This window comes from Photobacterium frigidiphilum (assembly GCF_003025615.1).
Lineage (GTDB): Bacteria > Pseudomonadota > Gammaproteobacteria > Enterobacterales > Vibrionaceae > Photobacterium > Photobacterium frigidiphilum.
Genome location: NZ_PYMJ01000004.1, coordinates 90,181 through 108,598 on the forward strand (window position 1 = coordinate 90,181; position 18,418 = coordinate 108,598).

Annotated in this window: 15 protein-coding genes; 9 read left to right on the plus strand and 6 right to left on the minus strand. The window is 39.4% G+C overall.

Features of this window, described 5'->3' with window-relative positions; translation table 11 throughout:
- The first annotated feature begins 40 nt into the window (after positions 1-40).
- A complete protein-coding gene (locus tag C9J12_RS05360; RefSeq protein WP_107241779.1) occupies positions 41-463 on the plus strand; it encodes a GNAT family N-acetyltransferase in 423 nt (140 codons plus the stop codon).
- 40 nt (positions 464-503) lie between these two features.
- On the plus strand, positions 504-1,277 hold the full coding sequence (locus C9J12_RS05365) for an aminoglycoside phosphotransferase family protein (RefSeq protein WP_107241780.1): 774 nt from the start codon (positions 504-506) through the stop codon (positions 1,275-1,277).
- Between the two features lie 30 nt (positions 1,278-1,307).
- On the opposite strand, the gene C9J12_RS05370 is transcribed toward C9J12_RS05365, so the two are convergent.
- Complete coding sequence (locus C9J12_RS05370) at positions 1,308-1,979, minus strand: glutathione S-transferase (RefSeq protein ID WP_107241781.1); 672 nt, start codon at positions 1,977-1,979, stop codon at positions 1,308-1,310.
- A gap of 117 nt (positions 1,980-2,096) precedes the next feature.
- On the minus strand, positions 2,097-3,683 hold the full coding sequence (locus C9J12_RS05375; RefSeq protein WP_107241782.1) for an ABC-F family ATPase: 1,587 nt from the start codon (positions 3,681-3,683) through the stop codon (positions 2,097-2,099).
- Positions 3,684-4,037: 354 nt separating this feature from the next.
- On the opposite strand from C9J12_RS05375, the gene C9J12_RS05380 reads away from it, so the two are divergent.
- The 5 genes from C9J12_RS05380 to C9J12_RS05400 all read left to right on the plus strand — a co-directional run bounded on the left by C9J12_RS05380 (position 4,038) and on the right by C9J12_RS05400 (position 10,461).
- Complete coding sequence (locus C9J12_RS05380; protein WP_107241783.1) at positions 4,038-4,781, plus strand: metallophosphoesterase family protein; 744 nt, start codon at positions 4,038-4,040, stop codon at positions 4,779-4,781.
- Between the two features lie 26 nt (positions 4,782-4,807).
- Positions 4,808-5,146: a hypothetical protein gene (locus C9J12_RS05385; protein ID WP_107241784.1), complete on the plus strand. Its 339-nt coding sequence runs from the start codon at positions 4,808-4,810 to the stop codon at positions 5,144-5,146.
- A gap of 271 nt (positions 5,147-5,417) precedes the next feature.
- Positions 5,418-6,944: a YfcC family protein gene (locus tag C9J12_RS05390; RefSeq protein ID WP_107241785.1), complete on the plus strand. Its 1,527-nt coding sequence runs from the start codon at positions 5,418-5,420 to the stop codon at positions 6,942-6,944.
- A 183-nt stretch (positions 6,945-7,127) separates the two neighbouring features.
- Positions 7,128-8,780 (plus strand): ATP-binding cassette domain-containing protein, encoded by a 1,653-nt coding sequence (locus tag C9J12_RS05395; protein ID WP_107241786.1) that lies wholly within the window; start codon positions 7,128-7,130, stop codon positions 8,778-8,780.
- Positions 8,773-10,461 (plus strand): ABC transporter ATP-binding protein, encoded by a 1,689-nt coding sequence (locus C9J12_RS05400; RefSeq protein WP_107241787.1) that lies wholly within the window; start codon positions 8,773-8,775, stop codon positions 10,459-10,461. Before C9J12_RS05395 ends, C9J12_RS05400 begins: the two co-directional genes overlap by 8 nt.
- Positions 10,462-10,546: 85 nt before the next feature.
- Here the strand turns inward: C9J12_RS05400 and C9J12_RS05405 are convergent, their stop codons facing one another.
- From C9J12_RS05405 to C9J12_RS05420, 4 genes are all read right to left on the minus strand, one after another.
- Positions 10,547-11,815, minus strand: a complete 1,269-nt coding sequence (locus C9J12_RS05405; protein WP_107241788.1) for an MFS transporter — start codon at positions 11,813-11,815, stop codon at positions 10,547-10,549.
- Positions 11,816-11,819: 4 nt separating this feature from the next.
- Entirely contained in the window at positions 11,820-13,787 is a 1,968-nt protein-coding gene (locus C9J12_RS05410; protein ID WP_170111720.1) for a TonB-dependent receptor, read from the minus strand.
- A 255-nt stretch (positions 13,788-14,042) separates the two neighbouring features.
- A complete protein-coding gene (locus tag C9J12_RS05415; RefSeq protein ID WP_107241789.1) occupies positions 14,043-15,008 on the minus strand; it encodes an AraC family transcriptional regulator in 966 nt (321 codons plus the stop codon).
- Positions 15,009-15,202: 194 nt separating this feature from the next.
- A complete protein-coding gene (locus C9J12_RS05420; protein ID WP_107241790.1) occupies positions 15,203-16,183 on the minus strand; it encodes a helix-turn-helix domain-containing protein in 981 nt (326 codons plus the stop codon).
- Between the two features lie 708 nt (positions 16,184-16,891).
- Between C9J12_RS05420 and C9J12_RS05425 the strand changes: the two genes are divergently transcribed.
- Both C9J12_RS05425 and C9J12_RS05430 read left to right on the plus strand, forming a co-directional pair.
- The gene (locus tag C9J12_RS05425; RefSeq protein ID WP_107241791.1) at positions 16,892-17,542 is read left to right on the plus strand and encodes a LuxR C-terminal-related transcriptional regulator; all 651 of its coding nucleotides are present in this window, start codon (positions 16,892-16,894) and stop codon (positions 17,540-17,542) included.
- Between the two features lie 106 nt (positions 17,543-17,648).
- The gene (locus C9J12_RS05430; RefSeq protein WP_107241792.1) at positions 17,649-18,125 is read left to right on the plus strand and encodes a hypothetical protein; all 477 of its coding nucleotides are present in this window, start codon (positions 17,649-17,651) and stop codon (positions 18,123-18,125) included.
- Positions 18,126-18,418: the final 293 nt, after the last annotated feature.

Genomic DNA, 18,418 nt, shown 5'->3' on the forward strand with positions numbered 1-18,418 from the left:
ATGACTTATCAAGAATGCTATTAGACATTGAAGGAAGCATATGGAAATTAAAACATTTTCTGATAAATACCGAAATGCTTTGCGAAGCATCTATCTCGAATCAAGAAAATCCACTTTTACTTGGCTAGAAACCAGTACATATCAGTTATTAGATTTTGACCAAGATACAGAAGCAGAGCGTATTCACGTAGCACTTGAGGGTGATGATGTTTTAGGGTTTATCTCTGTGTGGGAGCCTGACAATTTCATCCATCACCTTTATGTGTCAGATCATGCCAATGGAATAGGTGTGGGTACACAATTGTTAGAAACCGCCAAAAATTTAAGCGACAAACCGCTAACGTTGAAATGCATGAACAAAAATGACATGGCGCTAAAATTCTATACGTCAAAAGGCTTTGTTATTGCGTCTCAAGGATCTGATGATTATTGTGATTACTACGTAATGACCAATTGTCTATAAAGATTTAGTTAGCCGAAAATTGACATTAATAAGGTACAGCATGGAAGAGCTTGAAGGCGGTCGAGAAGGGCAAATTAAACGTTCTGGTGATAAGGTTTATCGACCTTGTGGTTTTTGGTCTCAATCGATTCATCATTTATTTACACACCTTAAAGCTGAGCAGTTTTATTCAGCACCAGAAGCATTTGGTTTTGATAACAAGGGCAATGAAATTCTCTCATATATCGCGGGAGATGTTTATAACTACCCGCTAGTTGGTGCTATTGCGACAACTGAAGCACTTTGTTCAGCAGCTGCGTTGTTGTGTCAGTACCACGATGCCACTGTATCTTTTGTTCAACGTGAACAATGCAGTGATTTGAAGTGGCTTTTACCTATAAGAGAGCCTCAAGAGGTTATCTGTCATGGCGATTATGCGCCATATAATGTGGCATTAAATGGTTGTCGTGTTGTTGGTATCTTTGATTTTGACACCGCACATCCTGCGCCAAGAGTTTGGGATGTCGCTTATGCTGTTTATTGTTGGGCACCCTTTAAAACGAATACCTATGATTCATTAGGTGATATTGCAGAACAATCGAGACGTGCAAAGCAATTTTGTGATTCTTATGGTCTATCAAGTGAAAGCCGTGAACATTTAGTCGATACGATGATAGTTAGAATACAAACATTGCTAGATTATATGCGTGATGAAGCTACCAAAGGTAATGAGACATTTATTGCCAACCTTCAAGATGGTCATCATTTAGCGTATATAGCAGATATTGAATATTTACAGTGTAATAAAGCGTACATCACACGCTGTTTGTTCTAGCAGAAAGAAGAGGTTAAGGCTTGTTAGTTCTCATATAGCTTTCTTAGTTTCATCTACACCAATTAAAACGGATTCATGGTTATCTAGCCATTGGGGGTATTTCTTCATTGCTTTAGAAAATAGTGGGTTTTGATAATGTGTATTTAACCAGCGTTGAATGTTTGTATAGGGGGAGTGTAGATACCACTTTCGATCAACACGGGAAAATTGACGTACAAAAGGTAAAAGTGCGTAATCAGCTAAACAAGGTTTATCACTCATCAAATACTCACTGCTCGTTAAGCGTCCTTCAAGATCAGTAATGAAAATCTCGCACTGGTTGCGATAAAACACTTCTGCTATATCATGATAACGCGCGGCAACTTTATATTTTTCTAACGATTCGACAAACTCATTGTCGTTACGGTGAATAAGGTTAAGCATGGTAGGCAGAGCATCAGTACTTTCTTTAACAAGTAGATTACTCGGATCGCTTTGTTGCAATGCCCAAAGCATGATATCAATACTTTCATCAATGACGGTTGAATCGGCAAGCACTAACACCGGGACTGTTGCTTTAGGTGACACTGCAATCATCTCGGCAGGAATATTCTTCATCACAATATCGCGTAACATAACAGGCTGCTTTGCCAATAGTATTCCTATTCTTGCTCGCATCGCATAAGGGCATCGTCGTAAAGAATACAGTATTGGAAGCGTCATATTATTGCCTAGGTATGTATAAATCATAAAAAAGCTGACCTCATATTGAACTCTGACGAGTTACTATGCGATCAGCTTTATTTATTGTATTACACTATGCGACTTTTTTGTGTCTGATTATGCTTTATTTGATTGGTACTCGTTGAACGTACCTTGGAAGTTAATCATTTTATTATCTTTAATGTCGATAATGCGTGTAGCCAGTGATGAAACGAATTCACGGTCGTGGCTAACGAAAATAAGCGTACCTTGGTACACTTTTAATGCGTTGTTTAATGCTTCAATCGCTTCCATATCCATGTGGTTAGTTGGTTCATCCATGATTAACACGTTAATGTCCATCAGCATTAGCATACCAAATAACAAACGGTTCTTTTCACCACCAGAACAACTGCGTGCTTTTTTGTTTGCGTCATCTTCAGTAAACAGAAGGCGACCTAACATACCGCGAATCATAAGATCATTGTGCTTCTCAGTACGGTACTGAGAAATCCAATCAAACAGGTTAAGATCGTTATCGAAATATGCAGAGCTATCTTGTGGGCAGTAACCAACAGAAGCATTTTCAGACCACTTAATCACACCTTCATTTGGTTGTAGCTTATTCACTAAACAGCGTAAAAACGTTGATTTACCTACGCCATTTTCACCGATAACGGCGAGTTTAGCGCCAGCTTCAAGAATAAGGTCGCCACCTTCAAATAACATTTCGCCATCAAAACCGTGACCAACATCTTCAAGGACTAATGCTTGGCGGTGCATTTTTTTACCATCTTGGAATTTTAACGATGGTGTCATGCGGCTTGATGATTTAACGTCATCAAGTTTGATCTTGTCTAATTTCTTCGCGCGTGAGCTAGCTTGTTTTGCTTTAGATGCGTTAGCGCCAAAGCGGTTAACGAAGTCTTGTAACTCTACCATTTCAGCACTTTTCTTCGCATTACCCGCAAGTAATTGCTCTTGGATTAGTGCCGCAGCTTCCATGAAATATTCATAGTTACCAGGGTAAATACGCAGTTCGCCGTAATCAATGTCTGCCATATGCGTACAGACAGTGTTTAAGAAGTGTCTGTCGTGCGAGATGATGATCATGGTGCACTTACGCTTGTTAAGTTCACCACCTAACCAGTTAATGGTGTGAATATCCAAGTTGTTGGTTGGTTCATCCAGTAACAAGATATCAGGGTTAGAAAATAATGATTGTGCAAGTAGCACACGCAACTTACGACCAGGGGCAATTTGCTGCATTGAACCGAAGTGGAATTCTTCTTCAATACCAGCTTCTAGTAAAATATCACCCGCACGGCTTTCAGCACTGTAGCCGTCCATCTCTGCGAATTCACTTTCAAGCTCACCCACTTTCATACCATCTTCTTCGCTCATTTCTGGCAGCGAATAAATGCGTTCACGTTCTTGCTTTATTTCCCAAAGCTTAGCGTCACCCATAATCACGGTGTCGATAACACTGTATTCTTCGAACGCAAATTGATCTTGGCTTAGTGTGCCAACTTTCTGGCCTGGAGTAATTGATACATTGCCAGAAGTCGGTGCTAATTCACCGCTGAGAATTTTCATCAATGTGGATTTACCACAACCGTTAGCGCCGATTAAACCGTAGCGGTTGCCGTTACCAAATTTGGCAGAAATGTTTTCAAATAATGGCTCAGGGCCAAATTGCATTGTGATATTTGCGGTCGAGATCAAAAGAGTGTCCTAGCTGTTTACTAACAGGTTAATTATCTGACTTACTGTTTATGAATAAACGAGCTCAGGATAAGTACTGCGAAAGTAAGGTGCGTATTAGTGTGATTAGGGTCACGGATTATACAGAGTTTACCTTGAAGATGTCGAGCGGTAGAGGCAAGTAATATATACAGTAGGAGACTTTATTTGTAATAGATGGCGATTTTGAGTCTTTAGTGCATTGTTGTTTACGGTAATTAGATAAAAGTAAATCTACTATTTTCTTTTTAATCATTGGTTTACTGTTACACTTTGCTGTAGATCCTTTGTCATACAAATTGATTAAATATATAATAACGCTGATGATTGAGTGAAATGAAAATATACCAAGTAAGTGATTGTCACCTTCAAGCTGGTAATACCGAGGCTAGCGCCAATCTAGTCCGTGCTTTACAGCACATAGAGCGCAATGGCGATGGTGCTATTTTACTGCTAACTGGCGACTTGGTTTGTAACCCTTCGGTAGACGTTTATGAGCATTTTAGAGAAATCATAGAGGCTCATGTATCGATCCGTGAAATATATGCCATTGCTGGTAATCACGATGACTTTGAAATGATGAAGGCTGTATTTAAGAGCAGTCGTATTATGGTTAAGAAAACGGTAAAACTGGCGATTGGTTGCCGGCTGATCTTTGTCGATTCAAGTCAAAAGCCTTTAACCAATATGCCGCTTGGATCGGGTCGTGTTTCAAACAAAGATCTTAGTTTGCTGAAGAAATGGTCACGAAAAACAGCCTCAATCGTTGTTGTACATCATCCCGTGGTTGATGTGGGTACAGAGTGGTTCACTCAAATTGGAATAGAAAACAAAGCTGCAGTAGTAAGAGCGATACATCATCATACTCTTTCCGTTATTAGTGGGCATGCACACTCTTTCTTCAAGGTGCCGCTAAAAGAGGGGACAAGCCAAATTGTTTGTCCTGCTACGTGCTATGGCTTTGATCACGCCAACCCTTGTTATGAAAGGAATGAAGAGATTGGAATTATGTCTTATAACATTGAAATCGAGAGGGAAGGGTTTAGTGTACAAGAGTCCATAATACCGATTAATCGTTAGCATTTGTCATAAAAGAGATACACAGTATGAACGATCTTTACACTTACATTACCGCCACAAAAGGTGAAACTACCGAATTAAAACTCGTTAGCCATGAGTCGGTTGATACATCTTATAAAGATCAAGGTATCGAGGTTGACTGTACAGAGTCGTTATTTACATTTTCAAATGGCGTGATAATAAAACATTGCATTGAGTCTGAGCTTTTTGAAGCCAATGAACAGGCGTGCCCAGAGTGCTGGATTTCGTACGAAGTGATTTCAGAATTAGGGAATACGTTAGTACAGCCTAAAAGAAAGACATTTATAAACCATTGCCAAGAATCGTTTTGGCTCAAAATTAATAAGCAACACGTAAATACATAAAAAATTATATCCCAAAGATGTTTATTGATTGGTACTCAATTCCCTTTAGTACAGTGGCTGTCTTACCATAACCTCCTCTAGAGCTTAATTATTCATAGGGTTCTTCACTGTGTTCGTCTTGTTACAGTGAGTGTTTCTCTATTTTTCAATATCCAACTTATTGCATTTGTTTTTTTGTGATAGGTATAGCGTTTTTACATTTGGTTACATAATACTTTGTGGGTAATAAGTAGGTAGTTTTCTTATATGTAAATAACGTAGTGGTTATAAAATGGATATTATTAAAGAGTCAAAGAGAACATTTCAATTCCCAACCGCATTCACAATCTTGTTTGTAATTATGTTAGTTGCCATTGGTCTTACATGGATTGTTCCTGCTGGATCATATTCAAAATTAGCGTATAGCGAAAATGATAATACGTTACAGATAGCTAGCCCATCAGGGAATGTAACAACAGTAGCAGCAACTCAAGATGAGTTGAAAAAGCTTAATATCAATATTGATATTGAACAGTTCGTTAACGGTGTAATACGAAAGCCAATAGCAATACCAGATACTTATCAACAAGTTGAACAAGCGCCGAAAGGATTGTTGGATGTTGCTGTTTCAATAGTTGAAGGCACAATTGAAGGTGCAGACATTATTGTTTTTATTTTGATATTGGGTGGCATGATTGGAGTAATAAATAAAACAGGGGCATTTGATGCTGGTTTAATAAGTTTATCTGAAAAAACGAAAGGACGAGAATTCCTATTTGTTGCTTTAGTTTGTATCGTTATGGCATTGGGTGGAACCACTTGTGGTTTGGAAGAAGAAGCTGTCGCGTTTTACCCGATTCTTGTTCCTATTTTTCTAGCGCTAGGGTTTGACTCTATTGTTTGCGTAGGCGCAATATTCCTTGCAGCATCCATTGGTACAGCTTTTTCAACCATCAACCCATTTTCTGTTGTTATCGCATCTAATGCGGCTGGCATATCTTTTACTGAAGGGTTGGGTGTTAGGGCCTTTGGGCTAGTCGTTGGAACTACTGTGGTTATCGGTTATTTGTATTGGTACTGTCAAAAAATTAAAGCTGATCCTTCATTTTCTTATACTTATGAAGACCGAGAATCATTTAAAGCGCGATTTTTAAAAAGCGACAACCTCTCAGGTAATGTGCCTTTCACTACACGCCGTAAAGTGATTCTCGCTTTATTTGCAATCGCATTCCCAGTAATGATATGGGGCGTTTCTATGGGGGGATGGTGGTTTCCGCAGATGGCGGCATCTTTCTTAACTATCGCTATAATAATAATCTTCATTTCAGGCCTAAAAGAAAAAGAAGCTGTTGAAGCTTTTACCCAAGGGGCGTCTGAGTTAGTCGCAGTATCATTAATCATTGGAATGGCGCGTGGTGTAAATATTGTTCTTGAGCAAGGAATGGTTTCAGACACAATATTAGCCTATGCATCTGGTCTTGTATCAGGCATGCATGGCAGTGTATTTGCTGTTTCTCAAATGATTGTCTTTTTCTTCCTTGGGTTAGTTGTTCCATCTTCATCTGGCCTTGCTGTATTAGCGATGCCAATCATGGCACCACTCGCAGATACCGTGATGATACCTCGTGATATTGTGGTATCAGCCTATAACTGGGGGCAATACTCAATGCTATTTTTAGCACCTACAGGATTAGTTTTAGTTACCCTGCAGATGCTCGATATTCCATTTAACAAGTGGGTTAAATTCGTACTTCCTATCGTTGGCTTCTTACTTGTGTTTGGCTCTATTCTTTTGGTTGCACAAGTCATGATGCTTTAGTTTGTTTAATGCATTCTTAATTAACCGACATAAACAAGCCGCTCAATGAGCGGCTTGGGTATATGACTCCCTGAATGTTTCATAACAATATTAATACCCTATAGTGTTAAATTAATTGCCGATCCTGTTAGTTAACTACTCCGAATGTAGCAAGAATGATTCCTATTTTCATTAGGAGTCTGCATGTTACTTACAAAAGATATGAATCGCTTGGCTGCTTTCAAAGTAATGCTGTCTAGCGAGAAGCGCAGGGTATGGGTATCTATTTGTAGTGCCATACTTTGTAGTTTTGTGGAAATTATCCCTTGGCTATGTTTATATTTTTCTCTCAATGCAATCTATGAGGGAAGTTCCCCTTATATGTATTTAGCTACGATGGCTATAGCCTTAATAGTGCGTTATGCACTTTATACGGTGGCTATCTGGTACGCTCATTTAGCGGCTTATCACATTATTCAAAAGGTCCGTCAGCATTTGGTGATGGCTTTGGCCCATATGAAAATTGATAAGCTACGTGGTCTTAAAAGAGGTGATATTGAAAAGCGTATTACGGATGATTGTCAGAGCTTAGAACCACTTATTGCACACCATGGAACTGATATTATTAATGGTTTGCTTATGCCTGTTATTATGACTTCGTTCCTTTTTTATATAGATTGGTGGTTAGCAATTATCGCGTTGGTACCTCTTCCTTTAGCCCTCACTGCCCAGTTTCTGATGATGCGAGGCTTTGCTGATCGTCAGGAAAAATACACCAAAATTGTTTCAAACATGCATCAGGCTCAATTGGAATTTCTGCGTAGTATTGGGGTAATGAAATTATTTGCCGTCGATGCTAACTCTTATTTGGAGTTAAGCAGAACGATGCGTTCACATGATAAAATCGTCACGACTTATACCAAACAAATGGTGGGAGCTTGGGTTACCTTTGTTACATTGGCTCAAATTTCACTGACTTTGGTTGTACCTGTAGCAATACTACTCGTTGAGGTAGGGCAGCTTTCTCTTGTAGACCTAGTGATGGTTGTCTGTATCAGCGCTGGGCTTCTTAAGCCGTGGTTGGATTTGACTCAAGTATTTTCTCAGATTCAGCAATCGACCGTTTCTATCGATAGAATATTACCGCTTTGTTCATCCAATGATGGCATCAGTGTGATGTATGAGAAGCCTCTACAAGTTCTTTCTTGCGAAAATATGGCTGTTAGTCGTGGCAACTACACTGTATTCGAGAATGTAAACCTCAATATTACACCGGGACAAAGAGTGCTAATTGAAGGTGAGTCGGGTTCAGGTAAAAGCACGCTTTTATCTACTTTATCTGGGGCGCTCAGTTCTGATGCTGGTGGATGGAAAATTAACGACGACTTTGTTCATGATTTCGATGACGAAAGTCGAAGTCGGTATATTGCAGCAGTCGACCAACATGTAAAATTCTTCACCGGAACATTGAAAGAAAACCTCCTATTATCTAAACGTGATGTTAAAGATGAAGAAATCTGGCACTTGTTAGATGCCTTTGGCTTAAAGCAATTGGTCAGCGATTTACCTAGTAAACTGAGTAGTGATATTGGAGAAACGAATCGACTGTTTAGTGGTGGAGAGATGCAACGTCTCGCTATTATCAGGGCTGCATTAGCTAAAACGCCGATCCTTATCTTGGATGAAGCAACAGCACATCTAGACCAATTGAATGAACAAAAAGCCTTGGCCGCACTGCGAGAATATTCTCCGAATCAAATCCAATTGATTATCAGCCATCGTTATCAACAAGTTAAACACGTTGATGCGCATTTTAATGTCCGCTCTGGTTCTATTCATGAGGTGTCCCTTGTATAACGTTAAACAGTTAATTAATCATAGTGGAGCAAAAACCGGTCAGTTCTGGCTTGGCTTAGTTGGAAAAATAGCAACAGAGTCTATTCCATTAATAATATGGCTAATGTTGTTCTCCTTTATATTGTCATTAAACGTACTGCCATTCGCCTATATGGCACTTGTGGCTTTGGCTGTCATTGCCGTTCAGTTTGTTTTGGGGAAAAGTGCCAGAAAGAGTTTTTTGGGAGCCTATAAAATAACTCACCACCTACGCAGTCAACTTTTAACTGATATTCGTCGCCAGCCACTTGCTACCCTTAAAGGTAAGGGGCTCGGTGAAAAGATGAAACTCATCACAACAGATTTGAAGCAATTTGAAGACATATTTAGCCACATGATTGTTGAGTTCGTTGCCGCTTGGGTCATACCTATTGCTATGGTGATAATTCTTTTGTGGGTCCAGCCTCTGATTGCATTGGCTATGCTGGGGATGTTTCTGTTGGCTTTGGGTGTTTTAGTGATGTCTGAGAAAACATTTAGTCAAAAAGCAGAACACTATCACCACGCGAATATAGACAGTGCCAACCAACTTCTTGAGTACATAGATTGCCTACCCATGCTGCGTGGATTCGCGCAAAGTAACAAATTGGCAAAACCATTGTGCGACAAGATTGAACAGCAGAGACATGAGGGGTTAGGGCTTGAATGGGCTGGTGGCACGGGGGTGCTTATGGCGACTTTAGTCTTTGAGTTTGTATTGGTGCTAAATATTGCTCTGTCTGTGTGGTTTATTGATCAAGGAACGCTTTCCCTTCCTCAGTTTTTAGTTGTTACGGCAGCAACCATCGCTTGTATTCGTCCATTGGCTCGAATGACGGTATATGCTGCATTGCTTAGATATATGCTTAAAGCCGCTAGCCGCTTACAACTTCTTTCTCAGTTACCACAACAGAAAGAAGAAGGTGTTGAGCCTCACTCATTTGACGTTTGCTTATCTGATGTCGATCTTACTCTAGAAGGGACTCCTGTACTCAAGGGGATAAACTTAAAAGTTGCTGAAGGCGAACATATTGCTCTGGTTGGCAAGAGTGGGGCTGGGAAATCAACGTTGCTCGACTTAATTGCTGCTTTCCATATTCCTAATTCGGGATCTATATCATTAGGTAATAAAACGATTGAAGAGGTCGGTACCAGGCACTGGTATCGTCATATCTCTTACGTTACTCAGGATGTGCAGCTGCTCGGTGGTAGTTTACGAGACAACTTATTATTAGCGAAGCCAAGCGCAGATGATGACATGCTCTTTGAAGTGATTGAGTCAGCAGGCTTGACCGCCTTGGTAACAAGACTACCTGAAGGATTCGATACGCTAATTGGTGAAAATGGTAACCAACTTTCTGGTGGAGAGCGTCAAAGGCTTTCAATCGCGAGAGCATTATTACACGACGCTCCGGTACTTCTTTTGGATGAGATTACCTCGGCATTGGACACCAATACTCAAGCTCAGGTATTAAATTCGATCGAGAAGCTATCAAAGGGGAAAACAGTAATTTCAGTGGCTCACCGGCTAGAAACCATCAAAAGTGCTGATAGAATCTACGTGATGGAAAAAGGGCAAATAATTGATTCTGGTGAGCATGATGAGTTGGTTGCAACGCAACCTGATTATCGTCAGTTGTGGCAGGCAGGCCAAGTGGCTTAAACGCTCTTAGTTCTGTTAGGCCGATCTATATCTCTATGCTGGTTCATTGCGAACCAGCATAGAGTAAGCCTTTGGAGTTTATCTATTAGTTTTTTTGTGTATTTAGTGTGCCTTCACTAAACGTATTGCGGGATGCTAAGTCGGAAAAGCGTGTTATCTGATAAGCAGCAAAACACGTAGCGATAATGGCAAGAGAGTAGTGAGCTGAGTAACCTAAATAAGATATTAGCCAACCACACAGTACTGCCATAATAATGGTCACGATCATATCCATAGATTGAAACAAGGAATAATCGATGCCAGCTTGCGAACCGTATGACCATTCCATCATCAGTGTGTACAGTGCTAAGAACTTGGCTGCTGATATAACTGCATTAAGGATGAAAAGCACCTCTAACATGTAAGGGATGTTGACTAAACTGGCAGAATATAAGAAGAAACCAGTATATAGGATGGCTTCTACTGCTAAGCAAATAGTGAGCATCTTTATCGCATTGATGTGCTTTATTGCCCAACCACTCAAAGCAACACCAATGAAACCTGTAAGTGCACCACCGCCAGCGACAAGCAGCCCCAGATTTTCTAAGTTAATCCCTTTTTCGTAGAGAAAAGGCATCATCATAGACAATACGCCGCGAGTACCAATTTGGCATAACATAATTAGGAAGAGCCCACGCCTTACTTTAGAGCTTGAAAATGCACTTTTAAGAGATGGGGTTGAAACGTCCTTTATAGTTGGTTGTGATGTTGTCCGGCTAAATAACTGGAGTGTTGGAAGCGACATTATGATAACCAAGCCCATTAGAGCGAACAGAGCAACCTGCCAATCTACTGCGCCTGTTAAATAGATAAACAGGCCACCACCAAAGATGGCGCCAAGGTATGCCCCCCCGACTTGCATTACATTTCCGATTCTTCTCTTAGAACGAGGCAGTTGATCTACAGCCAATCCATCAGTGCTCATATCTGCAATAGTAGAAAACATCGCGAGCGCGAAAACACATAGGAATAAAAGCGACAGCTGATGCAAAGCTTGAGTAAAAGCAAGTATCCCTAGGATGACTAAGATCGCTACCTGAGCGAATAGGACTAGATACCCGTGATTCTTCAAGGTATCACCTTTCTTTCTTATTTTTTCCAAGTATGGCGACCAAAGAAATTTCAGTGCCCAAGGAAGTATCGCAAGATAAAAAAGCCCTATTTGTGATGTAGAAACGTCTTGCGACTTTAATACAGCAGGCATCCCCTGCAGAGTAAACATGCCAATCAAACTTTGAGTCGTGTAGACGCCTGCCATAATAGAGAGCAGCGAAGATAATTTTAAACCAGAAGTAAGGCGAGTCGGGAAGGTCATCTAGTTACCACTCCATCTTTGCGTTTAGTCCTACTTCTCGTCCAGTACCGTAGTTGCTAAGTGAAGTACCTGCCATCGCAAATGAATAGGTTTTGTATTCTTTATCGGTAATGTTATTGCTAAAGAGTCGGAAAGACAGGTGATCGTTGAAGTCATAAACGATCGCGACATCCACTAGCGCGTAACCTTCTTGTGATAGGGTGTTGCTTTCATTGAAATACATTTTAGATGTGTAGCGAGCGTTGGATACCAGCGAGATCTCGCCTTCGACTAATGATTGGGGTAAGAAATACTCTACACCAACGGTAGCCGTTGTGTCAGGAGCGTAAGGTAAACGATTTCCTTCTAGTCCACCATTACCAGATTCAAATGTAGATCTTCCTGATGTACCAGCAAGATTCAGCGTTAGGTCATCCGTTGGATAGAAAGCTAGCTCTAGTTCTAAACCTAGGCTTTTAGCATCGCCATGATTACTCAGTTTTTGGCTTCCAGGTGCACCGGTATAGAGCTGGACGTCTTTGGTTTCAATTAAATATAGTGCCCCGCTTAGGTCCACACTATTATCTAACAGAGTTGTACGCCAGCCTAATTCCCAATTGAGTGATTTCTCGGCATCAAATCCATCTTTATCGCTGTTACTACGTGGTGCAGCACTGAAGCCACTTGGGCGATAGCCACTAGTCAAAGATGCATACAGTCGAGAGTGCTCATTGGCTTGCCAGCCGATAGCAGCCTTGGGTGATATTATATTTTCAGATTTGCTTTGATCATACGCTGAAATGCCCCATGCTGCATTTCCTGCGTAGTCTGAGTTAGTCGACATTCGAGAAGCGCGGAGGCCAAAGGTCAGGTCTACTGTGTTTGTCATTGCATACGTTGACTGCCCGAACAATGCGTAAGTATCCGTCGAAATTTTGTTTTGTGAACCTGAGTTTACGTCAAATTGGCGATTTTCAAAATAACCTCCAAAAAGGGCTGTCAGAGCATCGTTGAAATGTGTGTTAACTCGCAGCTCTTGACTGAATGTATTTTGGTCTTCTACCCACGTGCCACCGATAAAGGTACGATCTACATCTCTGTCTTGGTAGGCTGTGATACTGGTTAGTTGGGCGCTTCCGAAGTCATATCCAACATTTAGTGATACCGTATTCACATTACGTTTAAGCTCAGGTATGTCTTGGTTTGTCTCTTTTTTGTCAAATTCAGCTTTAGTCAGATACCATTCCTCATGGCTGTCGAGATCATCAGCTGAAAAAGATAAGGTCGCGTTAAGAGGAGAATCATCGGGTATATAGTGCAAACGCGCCATTCCGCTAATTTCTTTAGTTTCGTTGGCTTTCTTAGTGTTGCTCGGCACGTGCGTAATGTTCCCCTCACCCTTTAGAGAACGAATCACTACGTCAGCGTATATTACGTCGCTGAGTGCGATAGCGGTGGAAGCATCAAGTTGTTGGCTTTGGTTACTGTATGTGACACCCGCAGAGGCTTTCGGCTGATTTGTCGCTTTCTTAGTAACAATGTTAATGATGCCGCCTTGCGCATTGCCCCCATATAAAGTTCCTTGCGGGCCTCTTAGCAATTCAACGCGTTCAACATTTAACAGCTGCTGTGTAAGGAAAGCAGCGTCCTGTAAGACCCCATCAACATAGATGCCAATTGTCGGTGAGTGATAATCCGGAGAACTGATACCCCTAATCGTTGTATTGGCATATGTGCGGTTACCACGAGTTTGAATGACTAAGCCTGGGAACGCTTTTTCAAGGTCTTTGACTTCATGTATGCCCGCTTTTTCAAGCTCATCGCCTGTTTTAACAATAACTGAGTTGTTAACTCTACCTATAGGTGTACCTTGCTTTGTTGCTTCGACAATAATGACATCTTGAACATTATCTTGAGCAAACGTGTTGTAACTTAGCGTAGTAATAGCAACGCATAATGCGATTGGAGACAGCTTGAAACATTTCTTGTACATCTTCTTTTTCCTTGAGGTTTAGCTTTATGACTATATATTGCAAATTTCCGCTTCTACTCGCTAACTCAATAAGGTGAAAAAAAAACACGAATAGACTTTTTGATGATGGATATTTGCGATAAAGCAACAGTCACCTTGGAAAGGTGACTTTTATTTGAAAAGAGCTCCCTGATGTTAATTTTTCAGCACTAGACGATATGAACAGTTCTGCTTTTTCTAGCTAGAGTAGAAACTTAATGAAGGGGATTCACTCTACTAGTAACTTAGAGCGATGCGCTGTGTATTACTTTTATTTGAATACGAAGACGGTGTGCATCCGAACTCTTTTTTAAAGGCTGCAGCAAAATGCCCATGATTGGCATACCCAACTTCTAAGGCAATGTGGGAAATTGGGTTTTTCCCTAGAGAAAGAAGCCTTACAGCTTTAGACATTCTTTGTTGAAGAATATATTGGTGGATGGTGGTGTTAAACTCTTTACGAAACCACTGCTTTAAAGAGGTTTCATTTGTACCAATTCTGCGAGCCAATTGAGTAATAGTTGGCGGTAGCACAAACTCTTTATCCAAGATCTCAATTGCTTTCTCTAAGCCTTTGCTACTGTCCATGCGTTGGGGGAGGGTGACTTCCTCTTGTAGCAGGTAGCGTGCAGCATCACTGATGAATGAATATGCGAGGTGGCGATGTATGCTAGCGTTGGATTTTGTATTAGGTTCGGACAACTTTTCAGCGATACGATGAAATTGAGAGCTTGCCGATTTCATTATCAAAAATGGCTCTCGCTGCTCTAGTTTTCTTTTGGTGAGTAAGCCAATTTGCATGACATCGATATACTCAAGTAGAACTCGTCTTGGAACTTGTAAGGCAAAAAGTTTTGTTGACTGAGGTTGATAACGACAGAGTCCAGCTCTGGTGTCTGAGTAGCACAATGCTATCGCGTTACTTGGAAAAATTCTGGGTGCTTTGAGGCTATCAATTTGATAATAAACAGCGCTGCCTAAATTGAGCATGACAGTAACCGTATCGTACTCAGTTTTATCTGGAGTATCGAGTTGGACAGGGGCATAGAACCGCCCCATAAATAGGCTTAGAACCACTTCTTCGTTAAGCGCACAACAACGTAATGAGAACTCACAGTCGTTATGCTTAAACAGTATATTCTCATTGGTTTGAATGGATTCTTCCATTAGTTCCAAATTAAAGGGGACTGTATAGTAGGCCATAGTTAAATAACAATCATAACGTAAATGATAATGATGCACATTACCACTTAAGGGTGTGAGGAATCCATAAAAATAATATATTCAACAGTTAAATTTATCGGTTTGATTATTAAGTTTATTTCATATAAATGATTAGGTGGACGCTTTCATTACAATAAGTTCTTTTTGAACACTACATACTGACGAAAGTACAATTACTGACGCTGTCGACGATATTGAAGAGGCTTTTCTCCAGAGTATTGTTTAAATAGCTTACTGAAATACGAAGGGCTGGAATAACCGATGTTGTATACAATGTCGATGATAGGTTTATCAGTATATAACAGCTCTTTGGCAGCAACTTCCATGCGGGCTTGTTGCAAAGCTTTAGAGAATGTATTGTCAAACAGCAATTTAAAGCCACGTTTAAAACTCGTTTCATTAGTACCGACTTCTTTGCAGATCTCTTTAATAGACCAGTTTTCCCCCGGCTTAGATGTTATCAAAGTATGGGCTTTGCGTACTTTGTTGAGTGTGCGGCTAGATAAACATGAATATTCATGGTCTGTCTTATTGCTCTTAATCATCTCAAGCTGGTCTAGTATTTTCGACAAACAGTGATAGGCCTGTAAGACGGCAAGCAGATTGTCGGTGACGCCTGATTCTTTGTTCGTCAGTTCTGTCTGTAATTGATTGATGAACTGCTGGATCTCAATGATTGTATTAAATACTAAAGGTATATTATCGGTTTGTGGATTGATGCCACTTTCTTGGAATTTTGCGCTCATTTGCTGATAAATAGGGCTAAGATAATTACAATCAAATCGAATATCGGCAATTTCTATATAGCTTTCTTTTTCGCTGATAAAGACATCGTTAAATGTGTTTTCTGAAAAAATGAGTACACTTTTTCCTTTCTGTAATTGCTTGGGTTCATCTTTTCCATTGTGCCAACGAATGTTGTCTCCTTTAACAACCGTTAGGAGACGAAGGAAGGTGGTCTTTTTGTTCTGACCCTCTTGATGAGATGTACATCCACCATACCCGGAAAGGGTATGTATTTGGCAGCCTAAGCAATCACCAACAGAGCTGCCTAAAGGTGCCTTGTCAAAACTAGAAATTAGTTGGTCATGAGTAGAATTAATGTTGGTAATAGGAATAGAATTTGAGCCGTGTTTCATATAATGCTTGTTCATTTTTTATCGTCCGAAATAGCGTGGTCAGCTCGTGCATATGTATACTGCAGCTTGATTTGGAAATTTGTTGCACGACAATACCGAGCATTTCTCTATCTGGTCTTTATAATATTGTATTTTAGTGAGCTTCAAGTGTATAAACCAGAACCTCCATTCTGTTGAGGAATCGGTTATTTGTCTACTCAGATTAGAAGTGATTTTCTACATCATTTGGTCTAATTTGAGTAGTTGATATTTTTACAATCAAGGATGGCGTTAGCTTGGAAGGCTGAGGTAATAGCCATTATACGATGCTCGCAAAATAAATGGTGCCGACTACCGGAGTCGAACTAGAGCCAGTCAGTGATTGTACATTTATGCTCGGTTCTGTTGTTGCAAAATCTTGTTCGAGTAAATTTGGTGCCATACCAACTTATATCCACGTTCCATTTAACTGCAATTTATTGATTTTTTTAGATCATTTTTATTTTTATGGCAAGTTTTTAATTTGTTAGGTCGTAATATAACGTGCATATTTTAATTGTATTTTTTTGTTGATTTTAGAGTGTTAATGGATTATCTGAAAATATAATAGTTTTTAATTGGTTGATAAAAGTTAAATGAATCAGTCGTTTAAAGCTGATGTCTAATAATCTCAACATTGAGAGGCACATATTTATACAAAATGATAAATAATTACAATCGTCAATATCATAATGAGGGTTGAGCATGAACACCTACTTCAAAATATTACTATTGGCTGAAAAGTGTATAAAGAATGAAGTATTGGCTAATGTTATGAAAAATAAACTAAAAAATAAAATTCACTATGTTCATGAGGAAAAAGAGTTAAGACGATATCAATATGAATGCAATCTTATTCTTATGGTTGATCTGTCTTCATTATCAACGAAATTAATAGAAAAAATAATGCCTTATCAATGTGGGTTTAATAAGTCTTGGCGGGTTATATTATTTAATGTCGGTGAAAAGGTTGACGTTGAACTCATTACTCATTGGAAGAATTGCTGTGGGATCTTCTGTACTGATATTAGTAGTACGATCATGATTGATGCGATAAAAAAAATTAATGATGGCGAAATTTGGCTACCGAGGTCAGTAATGTCAGAGCTAGTGACCAATTACCGTGCGCAGTCAAAGCCAATCGAAAAAGAAATAATAGCGACAACGCTTAAATTGACTCAGCGTGAAGAGGATATCCTTAAACTACTGGTTAGCGGTGATAGCAATGCAAAAATGGCAGACTCATTATTTGTTTCAGAGAGCACCATTAAAACTCATCTTTATAACACATTTAAAAAAATAGAAGTTAAAAATAGAAGGGAAGCGAGAGCGTGGGCTGAGAGGCGTTTTATGTGATGAGTTTATTACAGTGTAATCAAATAAACTCATACTTTTCTAGCACTACAGTAATAAGGATGTTAACTAAAATATAAATATGTAAGAAATAATGTGGTGTCGAAAGATGTTTGCAGCAACGAATAGACATAAATTTTTAATAGCTCTGTTTTTTGCTGCATTATCGACTCATTCAATGGCTGGCGATAATGTGAAGCTAGCATTGAAGGGGCATATAAAAACTAAGTGCGGTATATCTGATATTGAAAATGAAATTGATTTATCAAAGGTGAATACAAAAACAGTTAATTTTGGTTTTTATTGCAATAGTCCTTTTGATATTTCTGTATCATCAGTAAATGGTGGGTTGAAAAATGGCCGGTACATTGCGCGTTATTCTGTAGCACTAAATATTCCAAAGGTTGGTTTAAGCTTGACTGGGGATAGTGAAAAAATAAAAAATAACAAGTCGGTTAAGGTGATAGATAAAATACCATTTAAAAGCAATGGTGAAATTACTATTACTTTAATTGATAAGCCAATCATGGCTGGTGTTTATAAAGAAATATTACAAATTAACCTTTACCCTAAATTGATTTTTTAAACCAAGCTAATGACAATGTAAAATGATTTTAGTTGAAGTGCTTATGAGTTTTATTAATTACAGTGCAAGTTTAAATTCATACTTTTCTAGCACTATAATACCTAAGGGTTTAACTAAGATGTAAGTGTAAAAATTAAATATTGAAAGCTTTAATTTGCACGTGTTAATTTTAAGTTGTATTTAAAATGGGCGTATATCCAAAAGAATATTAAAGTTTTGATCTAAGCATGGTCGAATGTAAGCAGTAAAGCAGCACAGAAATATAAATAAACTAAATATAACTATTAATTATA